Origin of the sequence: Robertmurraya korlensis (assembly GCF_023715225.1) — a bacterium.
Classification (GTDB): Bacteria; Bacillota; Bacilli; order Bacillales; family Cytobacillaceae; genus Robertmurraya_A.
The window spans coordinates 1-23,796 of the sequence record NZ_JAMBNS010000009.1; the positions used below are offsets into that span (position 1 = coordinate 1).

Below are 23,796 nucleotides of genomic sequence, written 5' to 3' on the forward strand. Positions count from 1 at the left end.
CGGTAGGTGACTACCGTACCGGTTCGATTCCGGTCCTCGGCACCAAGGATTTTTACGAAGTAAAATATCCAAAGCTTTTTGCGCAAGCAAAATAGCTGTCCTTAACACTCTAATATAAGTAACATTACAAAAATATGCGCCCGTAGCTCAATTGGATAGAGCGTCTGACTACGGATCAGAAGGTTATGGGTTCGACTCCTTTCGGGCGCGCCATTTCTATTAATATTTGTTTGGGGCCTTAGCTCAGCTGGGAGAGCGCCTGCCTTGCACGCAGGAGGTCAGCGGTTCGATCCCGCTAGGCTCCACTTAGATTTTTTCACGGAACGTAGTGAAGTGAAAATAATCTTCTTTCCTTCACTGAACGTAGTGTAGTAAAAATAATCTTCATTAAATTATTTTTGGCGGTGTAGCTCAGCTGGCTAGAGCGTACGGTTCATACCCGTGAGGTCGGGGGTTCGATCCCCTCCGCCGCTACCATAACGTTTCATCTCTTTGGAGGTATACCCAAGTCTGGCTGAAGGGATCGGTCTTGAAAACCGACAGGCGGGTCAAACCGCGCGGGGGTTCGAATCCCTCTACCTCCTCCATCTTAAAATGATTAATATTTTCAAGTAAACACTTGAGAAAAAAACTGGTCCCGTGGTGTAGCGGTTAACATGCCTGCCTGTCACGCAGGAGATCGCCGGTTCGATCCCGGTCGGGACCGCCATTTATACATAATTGAATAGTAATCTATGGCTCAGTAGCTCAGTCGGTAGAGCAAAGGACTGAAAATCCTTGTGTCGGCGGTTCGATTCCGTCCTGAGCCATCTTTCTTTTTTGAAGGGGTATAGTTTAAAGGTAGAACAAAGGTCTCCAAAACCTTCGGTGTGGGTTCAATTCCTACTACCCCTGTCAAATCCCATGGCGGTTGTGGCGAAGTGGTTAACGCATCGGATTGTGGTTCCGACATTCGTGGGTTCGATTCCCATCAGTCGCCCCATTATTAAAATTCTTCAATGGGCTATAGCCAAGCGGTAAGGCAACGGACTTTGACTCCGTCATGCGTTGGTTCGAATCCAGCTAGCCCAGTATGAAAAGCGGAGCCGACTGTTTTGGTCCGACAAGCGCTGGAGGGGCACCTGCGGAAGTCATAAGACTTCAAAGGGGCACCGAAGCTACCTCGAGGACCAAGGAGGCGCAGCTGGACAATATGATAAGCGGGTGTAGTTTAATGGTAAAACCTCAGCCTTCCAAGCTGATGTCGTGAGTTCGATTCTCATCACCCGCTCCATACATATAAACACGTTTCCAACACTAGAGTTGTTTCAAAAAAATGAAGCAGCCCTAGTGTTTTTTCTTTTTTTAGAAGTTAGTATCATAAAAAAAGGATAGGTGCATAGCACCTATCCTATTACCAATCTTGTGTATTTTCAAGTAAATGATCGATTTCAATTGTTGTGATGAATGAAAAACCTTCATCTTCAGTAAGCTCTCGAGTGGATTCTAACAATTCATCGATATCAGCTTTTATTAATCGCATAGTTATTTTTCTCCTCTCGTTTATGTACGTTATTAACCATACCCTATTTCCTGGTCTACTAAACTTTTCGATGCGAAGTACTTCTTTATGGGGGTAAGAATAAATAAAATTATTAATTTCTTTTCCTTATTATCTTATGAATAAAATATGACTAAACTATTACTTAGCTATTAATAAAATAGGAAGAATCTCATTTTTAGTTGAAAAAAATATTAAATACATTTAAATTAAGGTCGAGAGATGTAGGGGGAGATGAGATAAATGAACGTTTTAGTAATAGAAGATAATGAGAGTGTATGCTCAATGATTGATATGTTTTTTTCTAAAGAAGGAATCAAAGGGACTTATATCTACGATGGTTTGGAAGGCCTTAACATGTTTAAATCAGGTGAATGGGACTTAGTTATTATTGATTGGATGCTCCCAAGTATGGATGGTGTTATGATATGCCGAAAAATCCGAGAAGAAGGCTATACGGTTCCCATTATTATGCTAACAGCAAAGGATACGGAGTCAGACCAAGTACTAGGACTTGAAATGGGAGCTGATGATTATGTAACCAAACCGTTCAGTCCACTTGCTTTAATGGCAAGAATCAAGGCAATTAGTCGTCGTATGCAAAGTAATGAACTAGTAAAAGTCGAAAAAGGGATGCTACAAACCAAACATTTTAAAATTAGTAAAGATACAAGAGAGGTATTTTTAGATGATCAGCCAGTGTTGAATTTAACACCGAAGGAATTCGAGCTTCTTTACTACTTCGCACAGCATCCAAAGCAGGTCTTTACAAGGGAACAGCTTCTTGAACGAGTATGGGGTTACCAATTTTATGGTGATGAACGAACAGTAGATGTTCATATTAAAAGATTAAGAAAGAAGATAGGAACAGATTTACAGCCATTCTTCCATACTGTTTGGGGTGTTGGGTACAAGTTCGATGAAGTGGTGCAAGGAAATGAAAATTAAGTATTTGTACCAGCAGCTTATAAGCCACATAAGTGTGCTAGTAGTTGCTTTTTTAATATTAAGCTTAGTGTTCTCTCATTACGTAGAGGGACTGGTGTATAAAAATAAGGTGGATGAACTTGAATCATACGGTGAAAATATCTTGCGTGACATTACAGAGGGGAATCTTTCCTCTGACCGAATAGTAAATGAGTATATGACCGTATTAGGTGGACGGAATATTAGCTTTTCTATCTTTGATGAGAAAGGTTCGGTCATTTTTCCTGCTGATAAGCACAGGGGAGATTTAAGGTTAGTGGATGAAGTACTTGAACAAATTTCTAGCGGAGAGACTCTAATTGTTAAAAATAGAACAAAACGCTCGGATCAGGAAGTAACACTTGTTGCTATTCCTTATATAGTAAATGGACAATTAGCAGGAGGGATCTTACTTACTGCCCCAATTAGTGGCTCAAGAGAAATGATCAGTCAAATTAATCAATATTTATTTTATACCGTTCTCATTGCTTTAGTGGTGGCTGTTTTACTAAGCTTGATCTTATCAAGAATTCATGTTCATCGAATTAAACGAATTCAAGCGGCAACCTCATCCGTTGCTGCAGGCAATTACACAGTAAAACTACCTTCTTCAACTTTTGATGAAATAGGGGAACTTGCCGAAGACTTTAATTCAATGGTGATGCGATTAAATGCATCAAAAGAAGAAATCGAAAGCCTAGAAAGTCGCCGTCGTAATTTTATGTCCGATGTATCGCATGAGCTTCGAACACCACTGACAACGATTAGCGGAGTAATTGAAGGACTTAAAAATAATATGATTGCAGAAGAAGAAAAAGAAAAGGGAATTCAACTAGTAAGCAAAGAAACAAAACGTCTAATTCGCCTAGTAAATGAAAATTTAGATTATGATAAAATCCGCTCAAATCAGATTAAGCTTACTAAAGAAGAAATTCCATTAGATGAGTTATTTGAAATCATCCAGGAGCAATTATCGCTTCAAGCAGAAGAAAAAGGGAACTCTATTCACATAGAGGTAGAGGAAGGTACGTCCATTTATGCGGATTATGACCGTCTCGTACAAATTCTCATTAATATCACCAAAAATAGCATTCAGTTTACTTCAAATGGAAGTATCTATTTGCGAGGGAAAAATGGAATAAGGGAAACCATTATTGAGATTGAAGATACAGGAATTGGAATTGATCCAATGGAGATTGAAAAAATATGGCATCGTTTTTATAAAGCTGAAATTTCGCGAACATCAAATCCATTTGGGGAGTTTGGTTTAGGATTGTCGATAGTTAAACAGCTCGTACAGCTTCATAATGGAAAAATTGAAGTAACAAGTGAGAAAGGAAAAGGGACGATATTTACGATTTGTTTTCCTTCTGAATGATTCTAGCAACATTATAAGCCGCATTAGCGGCTTATTTTTTTTGCGAATAAACATAATCTTTCCCTATTATTTCTAATTCTATTAAAGGTTTGTTAATTATTTGTTCATAAATGGGGTCTATGATGTAACTATAAAGCAAGACAAAAAGGAGGAACTTAAAATGAGTGATTTTAATCAAGTTTCATCACAATTAGAAACTTCGCAAGAATATCATACAGAACCTGTAAAGAAGAAAAAGAAAGGAAGGAAGGTGCAAAGCTTTCTATCAATGGTAACTGCTGGGGTCGTAGGCTCTATGCTTACCATCGTGGCCATTCCTAATATTGATGCACTTCAAAACCTCTCTGAGAAGATAAGTGGAGTTAATGGAGAGCAAAATTCCGCAGTGTCTAACACAAATGAAAACACTGAGGCAGCAGTAGTAACGACCGCCACAACCACAACTAAAAATTCTGATGATATAGCTGTTGCGGATATGGTTGAGGCATCCTCAAAAGCAATTGTAGGGATTGTCAACTTACAAGAGCAAACTAGTCGCTATTCTACTGACTCATCTGCTGTTGAGGCCGGTTCAGGGTCAGGGGTTATTTTTAAAGTGACAGGTAATGAGGCTTATATTGTTACAAACAATCATGTAATCGAAGGGGCAAGTGAAATTGAGGTTTCTCTTTATAACGGTGAGAAAGCTAGTGCACAACTAATAGGGGCAGATGCTTTAACGGATTTAGCTGTATTAAAAATTGATTCCAAAGATGTTGAAGGTACACTTGAATTCGGTGATTCTTCCACATTACGTGCTGGAGAGGACGTACTTGCAATAGGAAATCCACTTGGCCTTGAATTTTCACGGACGGTAACCCAAGGGATTGTAAGTGCAACGGAACGGACAATTGCTGTGACGACTTCTGCAGGAGAATGGGAGCTGAATGTAATCCAGACAGATGCAGCCATAAACCCTGGAAATAGTGGTGGAGCGCTACTCAATTCTAGTGGGCAGGTAATCGGAATTAACTCGCTTAAGATTTCAGAGGATGGAGTTGAGGGATTAGGATTTGCGATTCCAAGTAATGACGTCGTACCAATCGTAAACCAACTCATTGAATCTGGCCAAATCACACGTCCTTATATCGGAGTGAGCTTAGCAGGTCTAGAGGAGCTTCCTCAAATGTATTTGCAGGAGGTGCCAGAAACAGTAACAGAAGGTGCAATGGTCATGCAAATCGATTCTAGCTCAGCTGCCGCAAAAGCAGGCCTAGCAGTAGGGGATGTAATTGTTAGTATCGATGATGTGAAGGTCACTAATTCAAATGATTTGCGCAAGTATTTATATAATGATTTATCTGTTGGTGATGAAATAACCTTAAAGGTATATAGCAAAGGACAAGAAAAAACGGTCACGATGACTTTAACAGGTCAGCAAGCGACAAGTTAATAAAAAAGTTCGGAGGAATTAGAAATGGATAATAAAAACAAGATGTTAAATAAACGGGATATTCAACTTAACTTGAAGGGAGGTGAATTCATTTGAACAAGGCGGTAAAATGGACAATGATCGTAGCACCGATCGTCGTTCTAGCAATTGTCATTGTTAGCATGTTTAGTATACCAACCATGACCGTTCAAGCTCAGGGGTTTCATGGAATGAGAGGTGGAGACGTTCATAGCTTTCATGTAAGAGGGATGATGGTGAACCAATCTTTCTTTTTAGTACCATTCTTACTAGGGTTATTGGCAAAGGCTGGCCTAGTAATAGCTGGTTGGATGCTATGGGTTCGAGGAAAAAGTAATGGGATGAAACTCACTGGTGGAATCTTACTTGCACTTGGAATACTTTCTTTAGTACCTACTATTCTAGCCATTCCGCTACTTATTCTACTAGGTTACTTACTTTATAAGAGTACAGTGAAGAAAGACACAAATGTTCAAGAATTAATGACGGGAGAAGATTTAGTTGTACCGTCCTATACAAATAGAGATTTCCTTGATGAGTGGGAAAACAAAGTACGTAGGGAGGAAAAGTAAATATGGGGATTTTCAAACGAATAAAAGATATTGCAACAGCAGATTTTAATGACGCATTGGATAAGTTAGAGGATCCAATCAGTATGCTCAAACAATACTTAAGAGAACTTGAGGGAGAGATTGGGAAGGCACAAAGGGCTCTCGCTCAGCAGCTGTATATTGAAAAGAAGTTTGAAGCAGTCATCGAATCAACGATAGACAGAGTCCAAAAAAGAGCAAGGCAAGCAGAGTTAGCAGTTGAAAGAGGAGAAGACCAGATTGCTAGGCTAGCAATAGAGGACAAGCTTCAACAAGAGAAAAAATTAAGATTGTATGAAGGACAGTACCATACAATTAAAAATCAAACGAATTTATTGTACGACGAACTTGATAAACTTAAAGAAAAGTACGACGAATTACAGGATCGTAAGCTGCTACTCGTTTCTAGAATGACAGCGGCTAAGGTATCAAACGATATCTCTCAAGTTCTTGCTTCCATTAATCCCGACCGTGCAGTAAAGGGGTTCATAAGAGTAGAGGAAGAGATACTCAAACTTGAAGCAAAGTCACAAGCAAATCAATATTTCACACAAGCGAATGCGGGAAGAATTGAGAGTGTTCTTGGAACATATTCACATGAAGATGTAGAGAAGGAATTGGAGAAGCTAAAATCTTCAAGACTAGAAACTGTATAAAATGGGAGAGGGGGACGAGTGAATCGTCTCTCTTTCTTTTTCATATCTCTTTCATTGCTTGTTAATAGTTTTGTCACATTTACAGGTTAGTATAGAGGAAGAGAAAACAAAGGAGAGGACAATTACAAAATGAAGGAAAAATTACTTAGGAAGAAGTTAGTAATAACAATAGTAACAGCATTAGTCGGACTAGCTATTATCGCTGGTATTCTCTTATCAACAAAAGATAGTGTAGTAGCAAAAGTAGGAGATGCGTCCATTTCAGAAGATGAACTCCAACAGACGTTGTTAGATCAATATGGAGCAGATGCACTTGATGTGTTAATTACAAACAAATTAATTGAGCTTGAAGCGGATAAACAAAAGATTACGATATCAGATAAAGAAGTTGAAGAGGAACTTGCTACATTGGCTGAATCATATGGCGGAGAAACTGCACTTGAAGAGGCAGTTGTAGCGAGCGGATCGACAATGGATGATGTACGTGACGATATTATCAATTATATTAAAACAGAGAAATTGATTGAGCCAAGAATTGAAATTACAGATGAAGAGATACAAACGTATTTTGATGAAAATAAGGATACTTTTGCTACAGCTGAACAAGTACAAGCAAGCCATATTTTAGTAGCTGATGAAGCAACTGCTAACGAAGTTAAAAGTAAACTAGATGCAGGGGAAGACTTTAGTGAACTAGCTAAAGAATATTCAACAGATACAACAACAGCAGAATCTGGTGGGGACTTGGGATACTTTAGCAGTGGTGATATGGTAGCAGAGTTTGAAGAGGTTGCCTTTGCACTCGGTGTGGATGAGATTAGTGCTCCTGTAAAAACTGAGTATGGTTACCATATCATTAAAGTTGTCGATCATCAAGAAGCGAAGGAAGCTAATTTCGAAGATAGTAAGGAAGAGATTACAGATACCTTAATGAATGATAAGATGTCTACAGAATATACAGTATGGTTAGAAGAGCTTAAAGAAGAGTATGAAATTAATAACTATTTAGAAGCATAAAAAGAAACCTCGATTGATTATTCAATCGAGGTTTTTTATTAATATTTTAGAAACTAACTGACTGTTTAGAAATCATTTCATCAGATGAGTTTGGGACAGCTGGAAGTGGGGTATCAATTAAAGAATGCTTTGTTACATTCTTTGAGACTTCTACATATTTCATGTGATGTTCTTCCATCTCAATAATTTTGAAGGTGTAGTTTTCTAGTGTAATTTCGTCGCCTTCTCTAGCCTCATAATTCTCAGTTAAAATCCAACCACCAATTGTGTCTACATCTTCATCATCAATAGTTAATCCTAATAGATCATTTACTTCGCTCACAAGCATTTTTGCATCAATAATATAGTGATCTTCCTGTAGCTTTCGTATCATAGGAATTTCATCCATATCAAACTCATCACGAATTTCACCAACAATTTCTTCAATGATGTCTTCCACTGTAACTAGACCAGAAGTACCGCCATATTCATCCATAAGAATGGCCATATGGATTCGTTCCTTTTGCATTTTAACTAATAAGTCATGAATAGGAACCGTATCTATAACACGAATAATCGGTCTTGTATAAATTTCAAGAGTCTTCGTTAAGAGTGTTCGGTTTTGTATGAGCTCAGTCATGATTTCTTTTATATTTACCATGCCTATAATATGGTCCTTGTCACCATCTATGATAGGATAACGAGTAAACTTTTCTTCGTTAACTACTTGAAGAAATTCCTCTAACGTATTGTCCTTTGATAGGGTAACGATTTCGCGTCTAGGAACCATAATTTCCTTGGCAATTCGGTTATCGAATTCAAATATTTTGTTTACATATTTAAACTCTGATTGGTTTATCTCACCACTTTTATAGCTCTCAGAAAGAATTAATCGCAGCTCTTCTTCAGAATGTGCTAAGTCATTTATGGAAGCAGGTTTTAGCCCAAATATTTTTGTTAATATTTTCGTTGTCCCATTTAGTACAAAAATGAAAGGGAACATTAGACGGTAAAACCAGATGAGTGGACGCGCAGTAAATAGCGTCATTTTTTCTGCTTTTTGCAGTGCCATCGTTTTTGGAGCTATTTTTCCAAATAACACATGAAGGAATGTAATAGCTAAGAAACCTATTCCGAAAGAAAGGAAGGATACTATTGTCTCTGTTCCGTTCATTTGCTGGAAAATAGGTCGCAATACGATTTCAATGGGTTCAATGGCTAACCACCCTAGTCCTAACGTTGTCATAGTGATACCAAGTTGGCAAGCAGACAAGTAGTTGTCAAGGTTAGCATTCACCCTTTTTGCAGAAATAGCACCTTTTTTGCCTTCCTCAATGAGCTGGTCGAGCCGTGCGACTCGGACCTTCACAATAGCATATTCCGATACCACAAAAAATGCTGTCAAAGCAATTAAAATGGCTATTAAAACCAAGTTTAATATGTCCAATAAGTTTCCTTATCTCGCTTAATAAACGAGTAAGGAGTCACCTCCCAGTTAATTCGAAAATTTTACTAACCTATGAAACTCGGGTAAAAACTTCATCAGCCATTCGCTCTCCATGGTTAACTCTTCTTAGAGCACTTTCGTTTGCTGACCATCTAGATTTTCAATTAATGGGATGAGTACAGAAATATCGTGCTGTAGCTGCTTCATTTGTTGACCAATGGAGTAAATATGCTTTTCCATTTCTCCCTGTTTCACTTCTTTTTGCTTTTTCATTTCTAGCTTTCTCTTAATCTCTTCCAAAGGGATATGCATTTCTTTACATTCCTCAATGAAGTGTAGAGCTTCTAAGGCTTCATCATTGTAAATTCTGTAATTCCCCTTTGAACGATCGGCATGCAGTAACCCTAAATTTGTGTAATAGTCAATCGTTCTTCTTGAAACTTTAGCAATTGAAGCTAGCTCCCCAATTCGGTAAAATGCCCCATTGTACCACCTCAGCTTATGAATTGTTCAATATAAATAATTATAATTATACGAAAGGAAAAACTGTACAGTCAAACGTTACGGTTAGATAAAAAATGGTATTATCCATATTTTATGATGAATTTAAGGTAATATGAAGGTTCTGGAGGGAATTGTTAGAAAAATGAAAAAAAGCCTCTTTACTCAGAGGCTTCTGTAAGTGAAGGAATAGGCATCGTCATTCTAAATATGGTTTTTTCCGTACTTGATTCACATATTAGACGACCTTTATGTTTCTCAATAATTTCTCTACATACGAAAAGTCCAAGCCCAGTTCCAAGTGTTTTAGTAGTAACAAAGGGCTCGAAAATTGATTTTAACATCTGGTCTGGAATCATTGGTCCATTATTTGAAATTTCAATAACGACATGCTTATTGTGTGAAAGAGAACAAATAATTTCTATTATTGGATCTTCACGGTATTGTGTTAATACATCAATTGCATTAAATATGATATTGATTAGCACCTGTCTAATTTCATCCACATATCCGAATAAATGAACATGCTCAATCGTTTCTCTAATCACCTTTACTTTTGAGTCAAGTATGCTGGGATATAAGAATATGAGTACTTCATCAATAAGTTCATTTAATGAAAATGAACTTTTTTCTTTCCCAATTAGCTCTTTCTTCGAGAGAAGTAAGAATTGAGAAATGCGGAAGTTTAGTTGCTCTAATTCGCTTGAAATAATATCTAAGTACTTAATAGATGGATCTTCGGCTTTTAATAATTGAATAAAACCTTGAACCGAAGTTAAGGGGTTTCTAAATTCATGAATAAAACTTGAGGTCATTTGTCCAAGTAGTGTTAGCCTATCCTTATGAGTAGAATCGATAAATTGCGTCTTTTCTTCAATAATTTTATTTTTCTCCTCTGTAAAATAAGAAACGGAGTAAAGTAGAAACTTATCAAAGAATGTATCGATGCTCTTTATGGATTCTTGGATTTCTTCTTTTGTAAAATCAGATTCAAGTAAATGGTGATAGATAATTGAACGGCCGATGTTGACATTATAAACAAATGTCCCAATGTTGATCGAATCATTTACTCGCTGCTCAGCCATTTTTAACGAAAATTCTTCAATGAATTTTTCAAATTCAAGACCCTCTATATCAAGACCATCAAGAATCAGTTGAAATAATGAAAAACCATTCGTATTAATTTCAAATGTATATGGATCTTCTGTTGATATTAATATTTCTTTTTCCCATAAAGAGACTAATAAATTCTTTGATTTGGAGAGATATTCAATTAATTTCTCCTTGGTTGCTTGTAGCATGCGATTGTCACTCACCCTTATATTCTTTTTCTCTCTTTATTAGTTAATATATTCGAGGATTTTAAATGGAATCCTCTTTCGAAGAATGAGAAAGATAGAAATCATACGTAAGTCTTATTAATTGTAAAAAAATTACATTATCATAAACGTATACGAGCATGAGTGACATTTCACACAGCGAGTCAAATGGAAACGTGCTATAAATAAAGATAATCATTCTCAATTAGATTCGTAGTGAGAAAAACAATTAGTATTTGGGTGAGAACTATGTTAGTAACATTAAAAGCGGGTGAAAAAGCCGTTATTAAAGATATTTCTGGTGCCAATGCTCTAGTTAGGCGTAGATTACTAGATTTAGGAATAACAGAGGGCTCGATTGTCTGTATAAAGTGCATTCTGCCGTTTGGGGGACCTGTCATGATCGAATCTTGCGGACAGTGCATAGGAATTAGGAGAAACGAGGCAAGTTACATTGAGGTGGAAAAAGAATAATGGAAATTGCTCTATTTGGAAATCCGAATACTGGAAAGACGTCACTATTCAACAGCTTAACCGGTTCGTATGAGTATATAGGAAACTGGAGTGGTGTGACAGTTGAGAAAAAGATAGGGTCCTTTAAGCAAAAAGCAGCAAGGCTAATTGATTTACCAGGGATCTACTCTTTAAACCCTTTATCTAAGGATGAAGGTGTTGTTACCGAATTTATTCTTCATGAATCATACGATAAAATCCTAAATATTATTGATGCTTCACAAATTGAAAGAAACTTACATCTTACTCTCCAATTATTAGAGCTAGGTAAGCCTATTATTATAGGAGTGAATATGGTTGATGTAGCTAGCAAACGAGGAATTGAAGTCGATACTGAGAAGCTTGAAAAGATATTAAGTATCCCCATAACTTCTGTAATCGCACGTAGTGGTAAAGGCTGTGATGTGCTTGCAGAGATGGTAACCGATTCTTTCTATGTAGGTTCAGACAAAAGCCTCATATACTATGGGAAGGAAATTGAAGAAACGATTCTACATATTTCACAATTAGTGAAAGACAGAACAAAGATATCCTCGCGCTGGCTCACACTTCAATTGTTAGAAGGAAATGAGTATGTCAAAAAGTATATGAATGATCTTATTGGAGAAGAAACAATTAATGAGATCATTGAAAAAGTTGAACAAGATATTTTTCAAGTATCTGCTAAAACGGTAGAGACATTTATATATCAAACTAGAAGAGAAGTCATCACATCTATAGCCGAAAAGGTTATCGTGAAAAGAAAAGACATACGCCCACCATTTTCTGAGAAAATGGATGCTTTGGTAACTAATAAGTGGTTAGGCATTCCTATTTTCCTTAGCTTGATGTATGTGATGTTTATGCTTACGTTTGACTGGCTTGGCTTTCCGCTATCTGATTTGCTTGATGGGTTCATTACTGGTCCTTTAACAAATTTAATTGAAGAATTACTTGGATTAGTTGAGGCATCTAAATTTATACATGCTATTGTTCTTGACGGTATTGTTGCAGGAGTGGGTGGGGTTCTTGTTTTTGTACCACAAATTTTCATCTTGTTTTTCTTTATTTCCTTACTGGAGGATTCAGGCTATATGGCTAGAGTAGCTTTAGTGATGGATCGGATGATGGAGTTAGTTGGTTTAAATGGAAAGGCATTTATCCCAATGATGATTGGATTTGGTTGTAATGTTCCTGGAGTCATGGCAGCCCGTACGATAGAAACTCCGAAGGAAAGATTGCTTACCATATTGTTAACTCCTCTTATGTCATGTTCGGCTCGGCTTCCTGTATATGCCTTATTTGTAGGAGCTTTCTTTGTAGAGCATAAAGCGTTTATCGTCCTTTCTCTATATGTTATTGGGATTGTCGTTGCTCTGGTTGTCGCAAAGGTTTTTTCTAAGACACTATTAAAAGGAGAAACCTCACTATTCGTCATTGAGCTTCCTCCTTATCGCCTACCTCAATTCCAAACACTATGGAGAAGTACATGGGATAAAGGAAAAGGTTTTATCCGTAAGGCTGGTACTTTTATATTTGCAGGTTCTGTCCTTATTTGGCTCTTATCGTATACTGGCCCAGCAGGAGTAGATGTAAATATGGATGAAAGCTTTTTAGCCATGATCGGAGGGTTATTTGCTCCCTTATTTACTCCAATTGGCTTTGGTTCCTGGCAAGCGGGAGCATCCTTATTGACGGGCTTTTTAGCAAAGGAAGCCATTATTTCAACAATGAATATTATTTACTGGGTTCCTGATGAATCTAGTCTACAAGGTTTACTCGCAACATCCTATTCACCGTTAGCTGCCTATAGTTTTATGTTATTTATCTTATTGTATATCCCTTGCTTGGCAACTGTAGCTACGATAAGAAAAGAGACGGCTTCAAGGAAATGGACAATCATTTCAATTGTTTATGCTTTTGTCGTAGCCTATGTTTTATGTTTCCTTGTCTATCAAGCTGGGAAGCTAGTAGGATTCTCGTGAAAAATGAGGTGGGATCATGTTGGCAAATATTCTATTAGGTAGCATTATTTTTGGTTATGCAGGCTTTGCTTTTTATAAGCATATTCAAAAATCAAAACAAGGGAAATGTGCCGCGTGTGCGGTAAAGAATGCTTGTAAAAATGAAGCCGTATGTACCAGTTCAATTACTGATAAAAAATAAATGTATAACTGCTGTTCAATAGGATAGCAGTTTTTTATTGGAATATTTTCCATTGTTGTTTTATAATAAAAAGAGGATGTGTAAAATTACACCAATTCATTTTAAAGGACTGAATGGATTTGACTAGAGACGAGATAATATCGAAAGTATCGGAGAAAATGAGGTTAATCCGGACGGAAGCAGGATACACACAGGATAAAATGGGTGAAGTCATCGGTCTTTCGAAAAAGACGCTCGTACAAATTGAAAAAGGTAGAATGGATGCGAACTGGCAAACCGTTGTTACTATTTGTGCTCTATTTCGTGAAACAGAAACCATTCAATATTTATTTGGGAGTGACCCATTAGAAGTACTGGAGACTGTGGCAAGAGATGGGATTGATTACCGTAAAGAAAAAACATTGGGTGGAAAGCTATGGTGGCGAGAAATTGACAGAAAAAAGGGGATCATTCTACAGCAGAATGTGTTAAGCCAACACTATCGCATCCTTGATGATGAGTACTTCCGCATTTTTAGCAGTTTCGAAGAGCATGCGTCCAGAGAGCGTTTTGAAGAGCTTGTGAATGAAATAAAGGAGTAAGAGCAAAAAGCTACTGGGTGTCCAAGAGGGGATACTTAGTAGCTTTTTTTCATGAGATATTTGGCATAAAGTTAGTTGTCAATTTCATCATTTGAGTTGTAGAGGGTGTTGAAAAGAAATGGATTTGGAGACATGGTTGAGCGAATGCTCGTTCTTAAAAATAGATTTGATCTTATTTAGAAATAAATGATTCCTTTGTCCATCAACAACTACTAGCAACTTACTGCCCTTTTTTATTGTTAAAAAGAATGTCACTAGCTTTGTTATGTGTAAGCCTGAAACGGAATGATGATTATGATAAAAAGTGACCATACCATTGAATTTCTTTGCTAATGTGTATAGTTCCATTATCTCTTTCATCATTATTCGGTTGGTATAACAAATCGTTACAGACGAAGTTTCATTCATGGACAGCACTCCTTTATCCTGTTATTTTAATCAATTATTACCCCTTCTTCCCCTAAATGAAACATGTTTGTTAGGGAATATACTGAGAATTCAATCTCTTCCGTCTGAAGACGGAGGAAAATCCCATCAAAGGTCTGTTTTGAGAAAATGCAATGCAAAGTAAACTGAAGGTATTAAAGGGAGTTAGGGGTAGAATAAATGAAAAAATTTATGGTTGTTTTTCAAAACAAAAATTTCGCCAAGCTTTTTTTAGCGAACTTCACCTCGCAAATGGGTAGTACGATTGGACTTACTGCATTTATGTTTTTCTTATTGGATCGTTTTTCTGACCAACCTATGTACGCATCTATAACAGAGTTAATGTATTCACTCCCCACTCTAGCTGTATTTTTCCTGGTTGGCGTATTGGCAGATCGGATGGATAGACAAAAGATTGCTTTTAGTTGTGACTGGATAAGTGCTGTACTTTCCATATTATTTTTAGTGACATTAATAATTGGGTCGATGCCTCTTATCTTCTTTGTTCTCTTTTTAAGAAGTGCCGTTCAAAAATTCTTTTTTCCCGCCGAGCATGCGATGGTTCAAGGAATTCTTAAGCAGGATGATTACACAACGGCTGCTGGTTTAAATCAATTGGTCATGAGTTTATTTATGTTATTTGGTAATGGGTTAGGGGTATTAGCCTATTGGACGGTAGGGATTTACGGGGCAATCATTATTGATACCATTACGTTTATGATAAGTGCTCTTCTTATTCGGTCTTGCCAGATTCAAGAGAGTGTAAGAATGCCAAATGGAAAGCATCAATTAAAAGATTTAAATATTTCTACAGTATTTATTGATTTCAAGGATTCAATGAAATATATACTAGAGCACGGCCTTTTGCGAACATTGTTAATTGGTTTTATTGTGTTTGGTGTTGTAAACGGTGGTTTTAGTGTAATGCCTGTTTTTATTTTAAAATATAAGCTTGCTCCGGAGAATTACGAACAATTTTCAATTATTATCGGAATGATGTTTGGAACAGGTGCTTTACTTGGAAGTGTCGTTGCGTCGGTTATTAGTGAAAAATTCAAACTTCATCAGCTTATTATTATGGGGCTTATGATTACGGGGTGTTTTGTCATCCTGTCATCACTAGTTACGTCCCTTTTCTTATTCTTTGTTCTAGTGTTTCTTGCAGCTCTAGGTTTGCCACTAGTTAATATTGGAATCGGAGGTTGGATGCCAAGTATTGTGGACCCTAAAATGATGGGGAGAGTTCAAGGGTGGATTTCCCCATTAATGATGCTTTCGCAATCGCTAACTTTGGGATTTATCGCTTATAGTTTTCCAGCGTTATTAAAAGTGGAGATGCTTTACTGGATGGTGGGAGGATGCTTATTGTTCGTGGGAGTATATTACGCAATTGCTCTTCCAAAGTACAGCCGGAATGTCCAGCCGCAATCCAAGCCATTGCCTGTTTCTTAGTAATAAAGGAAGCATATAAATATTAAGAAAATTCAATTGACTTTAGTGGGTTTTGATGATATTGTAACAAATATGGAAAATAATGAAAGGGTAGGAGGTTACGATCATGAGAGTAAGAGATGTTCACATTCACTTAACTGAATATGAGAGCGTAACCATTTTTTATCCTTGTCTTTGAATGAGCACAGCTTACTATTTAAAGAATAGCACGGGTTACGTATGAGTAGCTTGTGCTTTTTTGTCGCCTTTTGACATATCGCATAGGATGCGGTATGTCTTTTTTGTCTTGTTCAAAAGGTAGCACTGGGGAAATCCCATTACTATAAAAAAATCTAGGAGGTAGTAGCCATGCAAACATTATGTGTAGAAAGATTATTAGTATCAACCGGGGAGCTTGAGAGTGGCTAGTTATACATGACGGAAAGAAATGAGAGGAGACTACCAAGATGTTCTCTATTTTACGAAAATTAAGTTGGTTCTTTAAAGAAAATTGGAAACGTTATACTGTTGCGATAACACTTCTTGTTTTTATTGGATTTGTTGATGTTATTCCACCTAAACTTGTTGGAATGGTTATTGACGATATTCATATGGGAGTAATAAGTAAGGAAAAAATTGTGCAGTACTTATTAGCTTTTTTTGTTTTGACAGTTGTATCCTATGGAGTCACATATATTTGGATGTACCAGTTGTTTGGTGGGGCTTTTCTAATTGAAAGAAAGCTGCGCTCACAGTTTATGAGGCATCTGTTTAAAATGACGCCAACTTTCTTTGAAAAAAATCGAACAGGAGATTTAATGGCTCGTGCAACAAATGATTTAAAGGCTATTTCTACAACTGCTGGTTTTGGTATTTTAACACTAGTAGATTCCACAGCCTTTATGCTTACAATCGTTGCGATGATGACAATCTTTATTAGTTGGGAACTGACTCTTGCAGCAGTCCTGCCATTGCCAATCATGGCTGTTCTTATTAATTATTACGGCAATACCATTCATAAAAAATTTATGTTAGCACAGGATGCCTTTGGTGAACTAAATGATCGTGTTCTCGAGTCGGTTTCAGGAGTAAGAGTCATTCGCGCCTATGTACAAGAACGTGAAGATCAAAAACGATTTCACAATATGACAGAGGATGTTTATAAAAAGAATGTGGCTGTTGCAAAAATAGATTCTTTGTTTAATCCAACGATCAAAGTACTGGTTGGACTAAGTTATGTTATAGGCTTGGGCTTTGGATCATACTTAGTGTTCCATAATCGACTCACGTTAGGAGAACTTGTTTCTTTTAATGTATATTTAGGTATGCTTGTTTGGCCAATGTTTGCGATTGGAGAGCTTATCAATATTATGCAAAGAGGAAATGCTTCACTAGACCGAGTACAAGAAACTTTATCTTACGAGCCTGATGTTTCGGATCCATTGAATCCAAAATCAGATAATCACCCAGATCAGATTACGTTTAAGGAATTTTCCTTTCGATATCCATCCTCTAACGTAGATAATCTTAGTAAAATTGACGTAGATTTGAAGCGAGGGGAAACATTAGGGATTGTTGGAAAAACAGGGAGTGGAAAAACAACCTTAATAAAACAGCTTTTACGAGAATATCCGTTAGGAGTTGGAGCGTTAACTATCTCTGATGTAGAGTTAAATGAATATACGTTAGAGACAACTAGAGGATGGATTGGGTACGTTCCACAAGATCACGTCCTGTTTTCAAAGACAGTAAAGGAAAATATTCTTTTCGGACGACTGGACGCTACTGATGCTGATTTGGTTAAAGCTATCGAGTTAGCGGATTTCAAGAAGGATATTGAGATGCTTCCCGAAGGTCTAGAAACACTTGTTGGGGAAAAAGGTGTTGCTTTATCTGGGGGACAAAAACAAAGAATTTCAATAGCTAGAGCATTAATTAAAAATCCTGAAATTCTTATTTTAGATGATTCTCTTTCAGCCGTTGATGCCAAAACAGAAAAGAAAATCATCGAAAATATACGAAGTGAACGAAGCGGAAAGACAACAATAATAACGACTCATCGAATGTCTGCCGTTCAGCACGCGGATCGTATTCTCGTGTTGGATGAAGGGATGATCGTTGAGGAAGGAACTCATGAAGAATTGATGAAACAGAACGGCTGGTATCAAGAGCAATATGATAGACAGCAGGTTCAAACCTCATCTGATGTGGAGGTGAGTGTATGACGACTGGGAAACGCCTCGTACAATACGCTTTGCATTATAAAAATATCATCATTGCAGCACTTATGATGCTTTCTGTAGCAGTTACCGCTGACCTTGCAGGACCATTCATTGCCAAACGAATGATTGATCAACATATTTTAGGGATTGAGTCGACGTGGTATCAAACAAATGGAACGAAGGATTCAGTTGAATACAAAGGGAATTATTATAAACGTGAGAAATATATTGAGGATGATGAAGTGAAGGTAGAAGAAGCAACTATTCTACAAGTGAATCGTTCCTTTGTCTTTGTGGAGGAGGCGACTCCCTTTGATGGGGAAAGAAGCTTTAATAATGGTGTACTAACCATTACAAAGGGAGACAAGATTGAGACCTTTGAAGGAACAAAGCTTACAACGGAGGAGCTAGTAGCATTTTATCAGCCGGAAACCTCAAGAATTATTAGTTTATTATCACTGTACCTCGGATTGATTGTTATTGCAGCAATATTCGAATACGGACAGCGTTATTATTTGCAGATGTCTGCAAACCGTGTTATCCAAAAAATGCGTGAGGATGTATTTGGACAGATTCAAAAGCTTCCTATTCGATACTTTGATAATTTGCCTGCCGGTAAGGTTGTTGCGAGGATAACAAACGATACAGAAGCAATTCGAGAATTGTATGTTACTGTATTATCAACCTTTTTTACCAGTGCGATTTACATTACAGGAATTTACATTGCATTGTTCATTCTGAATGTAAAGCTAGCGTTCATTTGTTTATTACTATTACCAATTCTCTTTGTATGGACACTTGTTTATCGAAAATACGCATCGAAGTATAATCAAAAAATACGTTCGAGAAATAGTGATATTAACGCGATTGTCAATGAATCCATTCAAGGAATGAACGTGATTCAAGCTTTTAATCAAGAAAAGCAAACTCAGAAAGAATTTGAAAAACTAAATGAAGATCACTTTAAGTTTCAAAACAAACTGTTAAGTCTAAATTCATTAACTTCACATAATTTAGTAAATGTACTAAGAAATGTGATATTTGTAGCCTTTATTTGGTATTTTGGGGGAGAAGCACTAAAGCCAAGTGCAGTAGTTTCGCTAGGAATGCTGTATGCATTTGTTGATTATATTAATCGTCTTTTTAACCCTATTCAAGGCATTGTGAACCAGCTAGCCAATCTAGAACAAGCGCTCGTTGCGGCAGACCGTGTGTTTGAATTATTAACGGAAGAAGGAATTGATGTTAATGATCATCAGATGGAACGCTATAAGGGGAATGTAACTTTTGAGCATGTTTCCTTTGGTTATAAAGAGAATGAGTATGTATTGAAGGATATTCATTTTACTGCGGAGCACGGGGAAACGGTGGCGCTTGTCGGACATACCGGTTCAGGGAAAAGCTCAATTATTAATCTGCTTTTTAGGTTTTACGATTGTCAAAAAGGGAGTATTTTAGTTGATGGAACGGATATTAAAAATATTCCCCACCAAACATTACGACAACATATGGGAATTGTGTTGCAGGATCCTTTTCTATTCACTGGTACCATTGCTTCAAACGTTAGTCTTGATAATCCAGCCATTACTCGTGAAAAGGTCGAACAGGCACTTCGTGATGTAGGGGCAGATAGAGTATTTAAACATCTGGAAAAAGGCTTTGATGAACCGGTAATTGAAAAGGGAAGCACCTTATCAAGTGGTCAGAGACAGCTTATATCCTTTGCAAGAGCATTAGCATTCGATCCGGCCATTCTGATCTTGGATGAAGCAACATCTAGTATTGATACTGAGACAGAAATGATCATTCAAGAGGCGATGGATGTTTTGAAAAAGGGAAGAACCACATTCATTATTGCTCACAGACTATCTACTATTCGGAATGCTGATCAAATACTCGTATTAGATAGAGGGTCTATCGTTGAAAAAGGGACACATGATGAATTAATGGAACAAAAAGGAAAATATTATCAAATGTATCAGCTTCAACAAGGTAGCAGCATAGCTGGTTAATGTTCAAAGAACTTTCGAAATTTAGACATACAATTTTCTAAATTTACGTCAAGTCGTTCCCCGAATTCGTGTTAATGTTAAAGCAAACAAAGGGACGAAAGGGGACTGGCAGATGGAAGAGCTTTCGGTGACATTAGTTATTGCAAGTATTATGGTTTTAGGTTACTTTATTGGATTTACCATCATAAAAGAATCATAAAAACAGCCTTTTATTACGAAAGGCTGTTTTTTATTTGGGCACAATATGAAAGCCCTCTTCCGGAGTGGAAGAGGGCTAAGCCATACCTTATTCAATTGTGTACTATCTTAAGTTAAATTAGCGTTGAAAAGATCCGCTCATAGATTGTTGAGCCATAGATACTAAACGCTTAGTGATTTCTCCACCTACAGATCCGTTAGCACGTGAAGTAGTTTCGCCACCAAGGTTTACACCAAATTCGCTAGCGATTTCGTACTTCATTTGCTCTAATGCTTGCTCTGCTCCTGGTACTAATAGTTGGTTTGAAGAATTGTTGTTTGCCATGTTGAACACTCTCCTTCAGTTTTTTTGGTGGACTATTTTGGATTGAACCAAATTGATTTTAGTAAATCAAGCTTTCAGCATAGTCCGTTATAAAAGTTTTTGTTGTTGGCGACTTGTTGTCGCTGTGTTTACTCAATATTATGGATGATTTATTTAATCCTATTCGATATAAACTGCAGGTAATGTTTTCCTGTTCATAATTTCTTTTTGTCTTACATGAACAGGTGATCTGCTTCTCAAACTAATAAAAAAACAAAGTAGGGAAGAGAAATGGGAATATGTCCAGTTTGTAACGGGCTTGAAGAAAAATACTTTACTTGTAGTACATGCGGAAATGAATTAGAGGAAGCAGGAAGATTAATGGATTTTTTTGACGACTATAGTGCCTATATGCCAATTGATTTAATGAAGCTCGAAGATGGATATTCCGACGATTATGCAAAGGGACTCTGTCCGCATCTTTATAAGTGTCCGTCTTGTTATAATGATGTGGTCCAATTTATACAAGAATAGAAAAAAGGATGCAGCGCACATGCTGCATCCTAGATGATTAACGTATTCTTGACTCTGTAGTTACATCGAAGAAATGAGCTTTGTTCAAATCAAATGCTAAATCAATTGATTGACCAGGTTTAATATCTGAACGAGAGTCTACTCTTGCAACAAAATCCTGACCTTCAATGCTTGAATAAAGCATTGTTTCAGCACCAGTTAATTCTGATACATCAATTTTTACATGAATTTTTGTACCTTGAGAAGCTTCAATGAAAACAGGCTCATCATGAATATCTTCCGGACGGATACCGAGAATAATTTCTTTACCAACATACCCTTGTTCACGTAGTACTTTCATTTTTCCTTCAGGGATAGCGATAGAAGTTTTGCCTGCTACAAATTTACCTTCCTCGATTTTTCCTCTTAGGAAGTTCATTGCTGGTGATCCAATAAATCCACCAACGAATACATTTTCAGGCTTTTCGTAAACTTCTTTTGGTGCTCCAACTTGCTGGATAACTCCATCCTTCATAACAACAAGACGAGTAGCCATTGTCATAGCTTCTGTTTGGTCATGCGTTACATAGATAGTTGTTGTTTGTAGACGTTGATGAAGCTTTGCAATTTCAGCACGCATTTGAACACGAAGTTTAGCATCAAGGTTTGATAATGGCTCATCCATTAAGAATACTTTTGCATCACGGACAATCGCACGACCTAAGGCAACACGCTGACGTTGACCACCAGAAAGTGCTTTTGGTTTACGATCCAAGTAAGGTTCTAGACCAAGGATTTTTGCAGCTTCTTGAACACGACGATCAATTTCATCCTTAGGAAACTTACGAAGCTTTAATCCGAAAGCCATATTGTCATAAACACTCATATGTGGGTAAAGTGCATAGTTTTGGAATACCATGGCAATATCACGATCTTTTGGTGCTACATCATTTACACGTTTTCCATCAATAGAAAAGTCACCTTTAGAGATTTCTTCAAGACCAGCAATCATACGTAAAGTTGTTGATTTTCCACAACCAGATGGTCCAACAAATACGATAAACTCTTTATCTTGAATATGAAGGTTAAAGTCTTCAACAGCAGTTACTTTATTGTCGTAAATTTTGTAAATATGATCTAGAACTAACTCAGCCATAATGAATTCCTCCCAATAAACTGTAATCGTTTTCTTGTATATAGATTACATGATTGAAAGGTTCTTGTACTATGTGAATAGTGCACAAAAATACGGAGAAGGAAATTGGGCAATGTGCTATTTTTGCTTTTGTGATTGAAGTAAGCAGGCGATATAAAGGGTAATGGCACTAGGATAATCTTTTAAATTTACGCCAGCTTTATCTGTAAACTTGTCTACTCGATATTGTAAGGTGTTACGGTGAATGTATAATTTCTTTGCTGTGACACTCGCGTTTAAATTGTTTTCTAAATATACTTGAATGGTTGTGAGCGTTTCAGGATCGTCCATTAAAGGCTGAAGAAGTTGAACTTCAATAGCGTTCAACAGCTCAGTTGGCAGATTGTGCGAGAGCATAGTAGGAAAAATGTTCTCAAACGTAAAAACTCTTTCCTTCCGCTTCCATTCTAAGGATTGTTTAAAGAACTGACGATCTTGATGGAATATTTCCTTTAATTCCTCAGTGGCAGAGTGAAACTTTCCAATAAAGAAACTGACACGTAGGTAAAGATCGTTTTCAAATGTCTCAGAGATTTCCAAGAAATTTTCTGCCATTAAAAAGCTGTGAGATTCGTGTTCAATAAGTACAGCATGATTTGGACTTTCCCAAAAAATAATGATCTCTTCAGAGAGGAAGCCTTTTAAAGCGAGTTCTAGATCTTTTTGATCCCAGTCCTCACCTGAACAATGAAGGTGAATAATTCGAACCCGTCGCTCCTCTTTTTGTAAAGGAACCCTTCCATCAGAAAATAAAAAATGGTACCATCCCTGAGATTGAAACTCTATGACTGGTGGTTCAAAAGAATGGAAAAGGGCATTTAGAAGCTGTTTTTCTTTTGGGTCTAACCTGTTTTTTCTAATCCCAACCCAACCGTCTTCGTTTTCTTCATAAAACCAGTCATACTCTTTTGTATCTTCAAGTGTAGGCTGTTGATTTGTATATTTACTGTCTTCGAATAATTGTAGAATTTTTTTTAGCATATGGTTGCTCCCAAATCATTGTATATCTTCATTATATCAGGTAACGTCTGGTATCAATAATTTGTCTTATAATTTCTATTTAAGAAAAGAATACGATATAATCTATTCAATAGGGGATACCGTATGGATAGTTGAGAGGTGAATATATTGGAATACTCACAAGAAATGAAAAATCGGTTAAAACGTCTCGAGGGTCAAGTTCGTGGTGTAATACGTATGATGGAAGAGGAAAAACATTGTAAAGATGTGGTAACTCAGCTATCTGCTGTGCGATCGGCAGTTGACCGTGCAATGGGATATATTGTAGCAAAAAATCTAGAGGCATGTATTCGTGAAGCTAATGACGAGGGAAAAAACGCCGAGGATGCGATCCAAGAGGCTGTAAATATGATAGTAAAAAGTCGTTAGTAAAGTAAAAGACACACCATGTGA

At 37.1% G+C, this 23,796-nt stretch carries 23 protein-coding genes and 10 tRNA genes; 25 read left to right on the plus strand and 8 right to left on the minus strand.

The features are described 5' to 3' along the window. The first annotated feature begins 136 nt into the window (after window positions 1-136). The 10 genes from M3175_RS15955 (at window position 137) to M3175_RS16000 (ending at window position 1,273) form a co-directional block, all read left to right on the plus strand. A tRNA-Arg gene (locus M3175_RS15955) sits at window positions 137-213 on the plus strand. A gap of 19 nt (window positions 214-232) precedes the next feature. Beyond that, a tRNA-Ala gene (locus tag M3175_RS15960) sits at window positions 233-305 on the plus strand. A gap of 95 nt (window positions 306-400) precedes the next feature. Continuing rightward, a tRNA-Met gene (locus M3175_RS15965) sits at window positions 401-477 on the plus strand. Between the two features lie 17 nt (window positions 478-494). Beyond that, window positions 495-587, plus strand: a tRNA-Ser gene (locus M3175_RS15970). Window positions 588-633: 46 nt separating this feature from the next. Continuing rightward, window positions 634-709: transfer RNA gene (locus tag M3175_RS15975), tRNA-Asp, on the plus strand. Window positions 710-736: 27 nt separating this feature from the next. Beyond that, window positions 737-809, plus strand: a tRNA-Phe gene (locus M3175_RS15980). Window positions 810-823: 14 nt separating this feature from the next. After that, window positions 824-894: transfer RNA gene (locus M3175_RS15985), tRNA-Trp, on the plus strand. A gap of 12 nt (window positions 895-906) precedes the next feature. Next, a tRNA-His gene (locus tag M3175_RS15990) sits at window positions 907-982 on the plus strand. Window positions 983-999: 17 nt separating this feature from the next. Then, window positions 1,000-1,071: transfer RNA gene (locus M3175_RS15995), tRNA-Gln, on the plus strand. A 128-nt stretch (window positions 1,072-1,199) separates the two neighbouring features. Then, window positions 1,200-1,273: transfer RNA gene (locus M3175_RS16000), tRNA-Gly, on the plus strand. A 120-nt stretch (window positions 1,274-1,393) separates the two neighbouring features. Here the strand turns inward: M3175_RS16000 and M3175_RS24950 are convergent. Then, a complete protein-coding gene (locus M3175_RS24950) occupies window positions 1,394-1,522 on the minus strand; it encodes a hypothetical protein (protein WP_285852312.1) in 129 nt (42 codons plus the stop codon). A 261-nt stretch (window positions 1,523-1,783) separates the two neighbouring features. On the opposite strand from M3175_RS24950, the gene M3175_RS16005 reads away from it, so the two are divergent. The 6 genes from M3175_RS16005 (at window position 1,784) to M3175_RS16030 (ending at window position 7,597) form a co-directional block, all read left to right on the plus strand. Further along, window positions 1,784-2,488 carry a response regulator transcription factor gene (locus M3175_RS16005; protein ID WP_251520995.1) on the plus strand — a complete coding sequence of 235 codons (705 nt, stop codon included), beginning with the start codon at window positions 1,784-1,786 and terminating at the stop codon, window positions 2,486-2,488. Continuing rightward, window positions 2,478-3,884, plus strand: a complete 1,407-nt coding sequence (locus M3175_RS16010; RefSeq protein WP_251520997.1) for a sensor histidine kinase — start codon at window positions 2,478-2,480, stop codon at window positions 3,882-3,884. The genes M3175_RS16005 and M3175_RS16010 overlap by 11 nt, the downstream gene beginning before the upstream one ends. 160 nt (window positions 3,885-4,044) lie before the next feature. Further along, window positions 4,045-5,316, plus strand: coding sequence for a S1C family serine protease (locus tag M3175_RS16015; protein WP_251521000.1), 1,272 nt, complete (start codon window positions 4,045-4,047; stop codon window positions 5,314-5,316). 92 nt (window positions 5,317-5,408) lie between these two features. Next, window positions 5,409-5,906, plus strand: a complete 498-nt coding sequence (locus M3175_RS16020) for a hypothetical protein (RefSeq protein ID WP_251521003.1) — start codon at window positions 5,409-5,411, stop codon at window positions 5,904-5,906. Window positions 5,907-5,908: 2 nt separating this feature from the next. Next, a complete protein-coding gene (locus M3175_RS16025) occupies window positions 5,909-6,580 on the plus strand; it encodes a PspA/IM30 family protein (protein ID WP_251521006.1) in 672 nt (223 codons plus the stop codon). Between the two features lie 129 nt (window positions 6,581-6,709). Then, window positions 6,710-7,597, plus strand: a complete 888-nt coding sequence (locus tag M3175_RS16030; protein WP_251521009.1) for a peptidylprolyl isomerase — start codon at window positions 6,710-6,712, stop codon at window positions 7,595-7,597. A 46-nt stretch (window positions 7,598-7,643) separates the two neighbouring features. Here the strand turns inward: M3175_RS16030 and M3175_RS16035 are convergent, their stop codons facing one another. The 3 genes from M3175_RS16035 to M3175_RS16050 form a co-directional block, all read right to left on the minus strand. Next, window positions 7,644-9,023, minus strand: a complete 1,380-nt coding sequence (locus M3175_RS16035; protein WP_251521012.1) for a hemolysin family protein — start codon at window positions 9,021-9,023, stop codon at window positions 7,644-7,646. A 126-nt stretch (window positions 9,024-9,149) separates the two neighbouring features. Beyond that, complete coding sequence (locus tag M3175_RS24955; protein WP_285852326.1) at window positions 9,150-9,521, minus strand: MerR family transcriptional regulator; 372 nt, start codon at window positions 9,519-9,521, stop codon at window positions 9,150-9,152. Window positions 9,522-9,685: 164 nt separating this feature from the next. Continuing rightward, window positions 9,686-10,840 (minus strand): histidine kinase N-terminal domain-containing protein, encoded by a 1,155-nt coding sequence (locus M3175_RS16050; RefSeq protein WP_371321703.1) that lies wholly within the window; start codon window positions 10,838-10,840, stop codon window positions 9,686-9,688. A gap of 252 nt (window positions 10,841-11,092) precedes the next feature. Here M3175_RS16050 and M3175_RS16055 point away from each other — a divergent pair, with 252 nt between their 5' ends. From M3175_RS16055 to M3175_RS16070, 4 genes are all read left to right on the plus strand, one after another. Then, window positions 11,093-11,317, plus strand: coding sequence for a FeoA family protein (locus tag M3175_RS16055; protein ID WP_251521017.1), 225 nt, complete (start codon window positions 11,093-11,095; stop codon window positions 11,315-11,317). Next, window positions 11,317-13,320: a ferrous iron transport protein B gene (gene feoB / locus M3175_RS16060; protein WP_251521020.1), complete on the plus strand. Its 2,004-nt coding sequence runs from the start codon at window positions 11,317-11,319 to the stop codon at window positions 13,318-13,320. The genes M3175_RS16055 and feoB overlap by 1 nt, the downstream gene beginning before the upstream one ends. Before the next feature lie 16 nt (window positions 13,321-13,336). Next, window positions 13,337-13,501 carry a FeoB-associated Cys-rich membrane protein gene (locus M3175_RS16065; protein ID WP_251521023.1) on the plus strand — a complete coding sequence of 55 codons (165 nt, stop codon included), beginning with the start codon at window positions 13,337-13,339 and terminating at the stop codon, window positions 13,499-13,501. A 119-nt stretch (window positions 13,502-13,620) separates the two neighbouring features. Further along, the gene (locus tag M3175_RS16070; RefSeq protein ID WP_119710498.1) at window positions 13,621-14,082 is read left to right on the plus strand and encodes a helix-turn-helix transcriptional regulator; all 462 of its coding nucleotides are present in this window, start codon (window positions 13,621-13,623) and stop codon (window positions 14,080-14,082) included. A gap of 87 nt (window positions 14,083-14,169) precedes the next feature. Here the strand turns inward: M3175_RS16070 and M3175_RS16075 are convergent, their stop codons facing one another. Further along, window positions 14,170-14,490, minus strand: a complete 321-nt coding sequence (locus M3175_RS16075) for a hypothetical protein (RefSeq protein ID WP_251521025.1) — start codon at window positions 14,488-14,490, stop codon at window positions 14,170-14,172. A gap of 198 nt (window positions 14,491-14,688) precedes the next feature. On the opposite strand from M3175_RS16075, the gene M3175_RS16080 reads away from it, so the two are divergent. The 3 genes from M3175_RS16080 to M3175_RS16090 all read left to right on the plus strand — a co-directional run bounded on the left by M3175_RS16080 (window position 14,689) and on the right by M3175_RS16090 (window position 20,173). Further along, entirely contained in the window at window positions 14,689-15,960 is a 1,272-nt protein-coding gene (locus tag M3175_RS16080; RefSeq protein ID WP_251521029.1) for an MFS transporter, read from the plus strand. Between the two features lie 446 nt (window positions 15,961-16,406). Then, window positions 16,407-18,164 (plus strand): ABC transporter ATP-binding protein, encoded by a 1,758-nt coding sequence (locus tag M3175_RS16085; RefSeq protein ID WP_251521031.1) that lies wholly within the window; start codon window positions 16,407-16,409, stop codon window positions 18,162-18,164. Next, complete coding sequence (locus M3175_RS16090; RefSeq protein WP_251521034.1) at window positions 18,161-20,173, plus strand: ABC transporter ATP-binding protein; 2,013 nt, start codon at window positions 18,161-18,163, stop codon at window positions 20,171-20,173. The genes M3175_RS16085 and M3175_RS16090 overlap by 4 nt, the downstream gene beginning before the upstream one ends. Before the next feature lie 316 nt (window positions 20,174-20,489). Here the strand turns inward: M3175_RS16090 and M3175_RS16095 are convergent, their stop codons facing one another. Further along, on the minus strand, window positions 20,490-20,696 hold the full coding sequence (locus tag M3175_RS16095; RefSeq protein WP_066058898.1) for an alpha/beta-type small acid-soluble spore protein: 207 nt from the start codon (window positions 20,694-20,696) through the stop codon (window positions 20,490-20,492). A gap of 270 nt (window positions 20,697-20,966) precedes the next feature. On the opposite strand from M3175_RS16095, the gene M3175_RS16100 reads away from it, so the two are divergent. Continuing rightward, window positions 20,967-21,209, plus strand: a complete 243-nt coding sequence (locus M3175_RS16100; RefSeq protein WP_251521037.1) for a hypothetical protein — start codon at window positions 20,967-20,969, stop codon at window positions 21,207-21,209. A 37-nt stretch (window positions 21,210-21,246) separates the two neighbouring features. Here M3175_RS16100 and M3175_RS16105 read toward each other — a convergent pair whose 3' ends face one another. Then, a complete protein-coding gene (locus M3175_RS16105; protein ID WP_251521040.1) occupies window positions 21,247-22,344 on the minus strand; it encodes an ABC transporter ATP-binding protein in 1,098 nt (365 codons plus the stop codon). A 117-nt stretch (window positions 22,345-22,461) separates the two neighbouring features. Continuing rightward, window positions 22,462-23,364 carry a PucR family transcriptional regulator gene (locus tag M3175_RS16110; RefSeq protein ID WP_251521042.1) on the minus strand — a complete coding sequence of 301 codons (903 nt, stop codon included), beginning with the start codon at window positions 23,362-23,364 and terminating at the stop codon, window positions 22,462-22,464. 147 nt (window positions 23,365-23,511) lie between these two features. On the opposite strand from M3175_RS16110, the gene M3175_RS16115 reads away from it, so the two are divergent. Continuing rightward, complete coding sequence (locus M3175_RS16115; RefSeq protein ID WP_119707106.1) at window positions 23,512-23,772, plus strand: metal-sensitive transcriptional regulator; 261 nt, start codon at window positions 23,512-23,514, stop codon at window positions 23,770-23,772. Window positions 23,773-23,796: the final 24 nt, after the last annotated feature.